Origin of the sequence: Streptomyces aureus (assembly GCF_001418135.1) — a bacterium.
In the GTDB taxonomy this organism is placed as follows: domain Bacteria; phylum Actinomycetota; class Actinomycetes; order Streptomycetales; family Streptomycetaceae; genus Streptomyces; species Streptomyces aureus_A.
Map to the genome: position 1 here is coordinate 1 of NZ_LIPQ01000172.1, position 4694 is coordinate 4694.

Consider the following 4694-nt stretch of genomic DNA (forward strand, 5'->3'; position numbering starts at 1 on the left):
GAGCGGGACGGTGCGGGTGGCCCTCGTACAGCCGGGGGTGTTCGGCGGGGCGGACGGGCCGGAGCTGCGGTTCGACCGTGCCGAGGAGCTGACCCGCTCGCTCGCCGGGCAGCGTCTCGACCTGGTGGTCTGGGGCGAGAGCGGTGTCGGCGCCGATCCGGCCGGCCGCGCCGATCTCGCCGCCCGGCTCACCGCCCTCTCACGGGAGGTCGACGCGCCGCTCCTGGTCAATGTGGACGCGCGGCGGGCCGACCGCCCGGGCATCTTCAAGAGCGCCGTCCTGGTCGGTCCGGCGGGGCTCACGGGTGAGCGCTACGACAAGATGCGGCTCGTGCCGTTCGGCGAGTACGTTCCCGCGCGCGGCGTCCTGGGCTGGGTGACGTCGTTCGGCAAGGCCGCCGACGAGGACCGCCGCCGGGGCACCACACCGGTCGTGATGAGGCTGCCCGCCACGGGCGCCGGCAGCGGGGACGGTACGCGCGCCGGCAGCGGGGATGTCACCGGCGTCAGCGCCGGGGAGCCGCTGATCGGCCCGCTCATCTGCTTCGAGTCCGCCTTCCCCGACATGAGCCGGAACCTCGTCCGTGACGGGGCCGGGCTCCTCGTCGTCCAGTCGTCGACCAGCACCTTCCAGGAGAGCTGGGCGCCCTCCCAGCACGCCTCCCTGGCCGCGCTGCGGGCCGCGGAGACGGGCCGGCCCGTCGCACACGCCACGCTCACCGGGGTCAGCGCCGCCTACGGCCCCGACGGCCGCGGGATCGGACCCGTGCTCGGTACGGACGCGAGCGCCGTCGCCGTCCGCGAGCTGCCGCTCTCGGACACGACGACGGGCTACGTCCGCTGGGGCGACTGGCCCTTGTACGGGGCGCTCGCCGTGGTGGGCGCGGTGTGCGCCGCCGAGGGCGCGGGCGCGTTCAGGAGGCCTGGATCAGCGCCTCGCGCACGACGCGCTCGCACAGCTCGTGGGTCCGCAGGGCGTCCCGGGCGCTGAGCACCCGCCCGTCGCGTACGGCGTCGAGGAAGGCGAGTACGGCCTGCTCGATACCGCGCTGGCGGGGCACCGGCACCCAGTCGCCGCGCCGCCGCAGGGTCGGCTGGCCCTTGTGGTCGATGACGTCGGAGAGGTTGACGACCTGGCGCTTGGTGTCCTGCCCGGACACCTCGAGGATCTCCTCGGTGGAGCCGTTCATCCGGTTCATCATGCCGATGGCGGTGAACCCGTCTCCGGAGAGCTGGAGCACGACGTGGTGCATGAGCCCCTCGCGGATCCGGGCGCGCACGTCGACGTGCTCGATCTCGCCCGGGAGGAGGAACCGGAGGGTGTCGACGACGTGGATGAAGTCGTCGAGAACGAAGGTGCGGGGGTCCTCGGGCAGGCCGATGCGGTTCTTCTGAAGGAGGATCAGCTCGCGCGGGTGCTCGGCGCACTGGGCGTACGAGGGGGCGAGGCGCCGGTTGAATCCGACGGCGAGCGCGACCGAGCGCTTCTCGGCCAGTTCCACGATCCGCTCGGACTCGGCGTACTCGTAGGCGAGGGGCTTGTCGACGTACGTGGGGACGCCCGCGTCCAGGAGCCGGCCGGCGATCTCGGCGTGGGCGGCGGTCGACGCGTGGACGAAGGCGGCGTCGAGTCCGGCGGCGAGCAGCGAGTCGAGGTCGCCGTGGCGCTGCGCGGCGGGCAGGTGGAGGGTGTCGGCGACCCGGTCGAGCGTCGCGCGGGTGCGGGTCTGAAGGTGGAGTTCGACCCCGGGGAGGGTGGCGAGGACCGGAAGGTAGGCCTTCTGCGCGATGTCGCCGAGTCCGATGCAGCCAACCTTCACGGGTTCTCCCTTGTCGTGTCCACAGGCCCTGTACGGGTGGGCCGTTCGCGCTGGTCAGCTTACGCGGACCGGGCCGGGGCCACCGGCGGCCGCCAGTCGGCGATGCCGTCGAAGCCGCGCAGGACGAGCCCCGGGCCGAACCTGGAGACCGCGCTGACGAGCGTGGCGCGGAGCGCGACGGCGGGCCGGGCCGCGAGCAGGGTGACGGCTCCGGTGCGGGCGGCCTTGCGGACGATGGCGGTGGTACGGGGAAGGCGGTCGGCGGTGTACGCGGCGAGGGCACGGCTCGGGACGAAGCCGGGTGCAGGGCCGGTGAGCGGGGCGTCGGCCGCGGGGCCGACGTGGTGGGCGAGGACGACGGCGTCCTCGATCGCCTGGTTTCCGCCCTGGCCGAGGCTCGGCATCATCGCGTGCGCGGCGTCGCCGAGGAGCGCGACCCGGCCCTGGTGGAAGGCCGGCAGCGGGTCGGTCAGGTGGTGGACGTCGTGGCGGAGCACCTGCGCGGGGTCCACGGCGGCGAGGATCTCGGGGACGGGGTGGTGCCAGTCGCCGAACAGGCGCAGGAGTTCGGCCCTCTCGTCGTCGGGCGCCCGGCCGCCGGCGGGGGCGGCGGCCATCGCGTACGCGTAGATCCTGCCGTCCTTGAGGGGCTGCGTCCCCCACAGGCGTCCGGCGCCCCAGGTCTCGTGCGGGGCGAACGGCCGCTCGGGCGCCGGGACGACGACCCGCCAGGTGGTGCAGCCCGCGTACCGCGGGCCGGGGTGCCCGGGGAAGAGGGCGCCCCGCGTCGCGGAACGGATGCCGTCGGCGGCGACGACGAGTGCGGCCTCGATCTCTCCGTCGGGGGTGGCGACGCGGGCGGGGCGGTGGTCGTCGCCGGGGTCGACGAGCGTGGCGGCCGCTCCGGTGCGCACGGCCCCGTCGGGGAGGGCCGAGGTGAGGATGTCGACGAGGGTGGCCCGGTGGAGGAGGACGAGCGGCCCGCCGAAGCGCGCGGCGGCGGCCTGGGCGTCGGTACGGGCGAGCCAGCGGCCGCCGGGGGCGCGCATGCCGCCGTCGCCCTGCCAGGCGGCGAGGTCGCGGACGCGGTCGCCGAGGCCGATGACGTCCAGGGCGCGCTGGGCGTTGGGCGCGAGGCCGATGCCGGCGCCGACGGGGGCGAGGTCGGCGGCCCGCTCCAGGACGGTGACCTGCCAGCCGCCGAGGTGGAGGGCGACGGCGGCGGTGAGTCCGCCGACGCCGGCTCCGACGACGACGGCACGGTGCTGTTCCATGGCTGCTCCTCGGATCGGGGAACTACATCTGTAGTACACCCAGCGGCCCGACCGTACTACAGATGTAGTGAGGCGGGAAGTGACCGGCTGTAGGTTGTCCTCATGACCTCAGCGACGCCCTCCGCTGCCCTTCCCGGCCCTCCCGGACTCCCAGGCGCTCCCGGAGCTCCCGGCGCTTCCGGCTCCTCCGGCTCACCCGGCCCCTCCCGTGCGGACCGGATGGGCGACGCCGCCCTCGACCTCCTCGTGGAGCGCGGCATGAGGGGCCTGACCCATCGGGCGGTGGACGAGCGGGCCGGGCTGCCGCAGGGGTCGACGTCGAACCACGCCCGCACCCGCCAGGCGCTCCTGGAGACGGCCGTACGACGTCAGGTACAGCTGGAGTTCCAGGTCCTGACCCCGGACGAGCTGCCGGGCGCCGCCGGGCCCGGGCCCGGGGCGCCGGAAGGGACGCCGGGAGGAGTCCCGGCGGGGGCGCTCATCGGCACCGCCACCCTCGTGGACACGCTCTCCCTCGCCCTGCACCGCTATCTCACCGACCACCGCGCCCTCCTCGTCTCCCGCTACGAACTGGCCCTGGAGGCGACCCGCCGCCCCGAACTCCGCGCCTTCTTCGACGCCGCGGGTTCCGTCTTCCACGGCCCGCTGGTCGCGATGACGGCGGCGGCCGGCTCGCCCGAGCCCGAGCGTCACGCGCTCTCCCTCATCGCCTGGTGCGAGGGGCTGATGTTCTCCTGCGCCGCCGGCTCCTTCCACGCGTCCGTGCCGAGCCGCGCCGAACTGCGCACCGGCTTCGACGAGTTGCTGCGCGGCATGCTCGGCGGCGGTACCGGCCCTGAGCGCGGGGAAAGCGGTGGCGCGGCCGGCGATCGTGGGGGACGATGCCGCGCATGAGCACCGAACGCATCGAGATCACCCCCCGCGTCGACCCGTCCACCACCTCCGGCGAGCGCGAGGCGCTGGAGCAGTGGCTCGACTTCCATCGCGCGACCCTCGCGAGGAAGTGCGAGGGGCTCGACGAGGCCCAGCTGCGCACCCTGTCCGCCCCGCCGTCGGAGCTCAGCCTGCTCGGCCTCGTCCGTCACATGGCGGAGGTCGAGAACGGCTGGTTCCGCAACGTCCTGGCCGGCGAGAAGGCGGGCTGGATCTACTCGACGGAGGAGGACCGCGACCGGGACTTCCACCTCGCCGACGAGGACACCTACGAAGAGGCCCACGCGACCTGGCAGGCGGCGATCGCCCACGCCCGCACCGTGGCCGCCACGCGAGATCTCGACGACCTGGGCGAGGGCGAGCACCACTCCGGGAAGTCGTACAACCTGCGCTGGATCTATCTGCACATGATCGAGGAGTACGCCCGCCACAACGGCCACGCGGACCTCGTCCGGGAGCGGATCGACGGCGCGACCGGAGACTGAGCGTCCACGCGCCGGGCCGATCGGTCAAGGCCGGTCCCGCGTCGCTCACCCGTGCGGGGCATTCCCCTCCGGTAGGGGCGCGAAGATCACCGCCGGGCCAGCAGAGTTGCGCGGGTGCATGGAACCCGAACAACAGCGAAGATCCTGGTCGGGGCGGCCGTGGCCGCCCCGACCAGGATCTT

At 74.4% G+C, this 4694-nt stretch carries 5 protein-coding genes; 3 read left to right on the forward strand and 2 right to left on the reverse strand.

The genetic code is table 11. From position 1 onward, the window contains the following. A partial coding sequence (lnt, locus tag AOK00_RS16220; RefSeq protein ID WP_063886613.1) for an apolipoprotein N-acyltransferase occupies positions 1 to 991 on the forward strand: 991 nt, incomplete at its 5' end. On the opposite strand, the gene AOK00_RS16225 is transcribed toward lnt, so the two are convergent. After that, on the reverse strand, positions 915 to 1820 hold the full coding sequence (locus tag AOK00_RS16225) for a Gfo/Idh/MocA family protein (protein WP_055601027.1): 906 nt from the start codon (positions 1818 to 1820) through the stop codon (positions 915 to 917). The two genes, lnt and AOK00_RS16225, sit on opposite strands and share 77 nt — an antisense overlap. Positions 1821 to 1879: 59 nt before the next feature. Then, positions 1880 to 3094 carry an FAD-dependent monooxygenase gene (locus AOK00_RS16230; RefSeq protein WP_055601028.1) on the reverse strand — a complete coding sequence of 405 codons (1215 nt, stop codon included), beginning with the start codon at positions 3092 to 3094 and terminating at the stop codon, positions 1880 to 1882. A 219-nt stretch (positions 3095 to 3313) separates the two neighbouring features. Here AOK00_RS16230 and AOK00_RS16235 point away from each other — a divergent pair, with 219 nt between their 5' ends. After that, positions 3314 to 3988 (forward strand): TetR/AcrR family transcriptional regulator, encoded by a 675-nt coding sequence (locus AOK00_RS16235; protein WP_055601029.1) that lies wholly within the window; start codon positions 3314 to 3316, stop codon positions 3986 to 3988. Beyond that, entirely contained in the window at positions 3976 to 4512 is a 537-nt protein-coding gene (locus AOK00_RS16240) for a DinB family protein (RefSeq protein WP_437441417.1), read from the forward strand. Before AOK00_RS16235 ends, AOK00_RS16240 begins: the two co-directional genes overlap by 13 nt. Positions 4513 to 4694 lie beyond the last annotated feature (182 nt).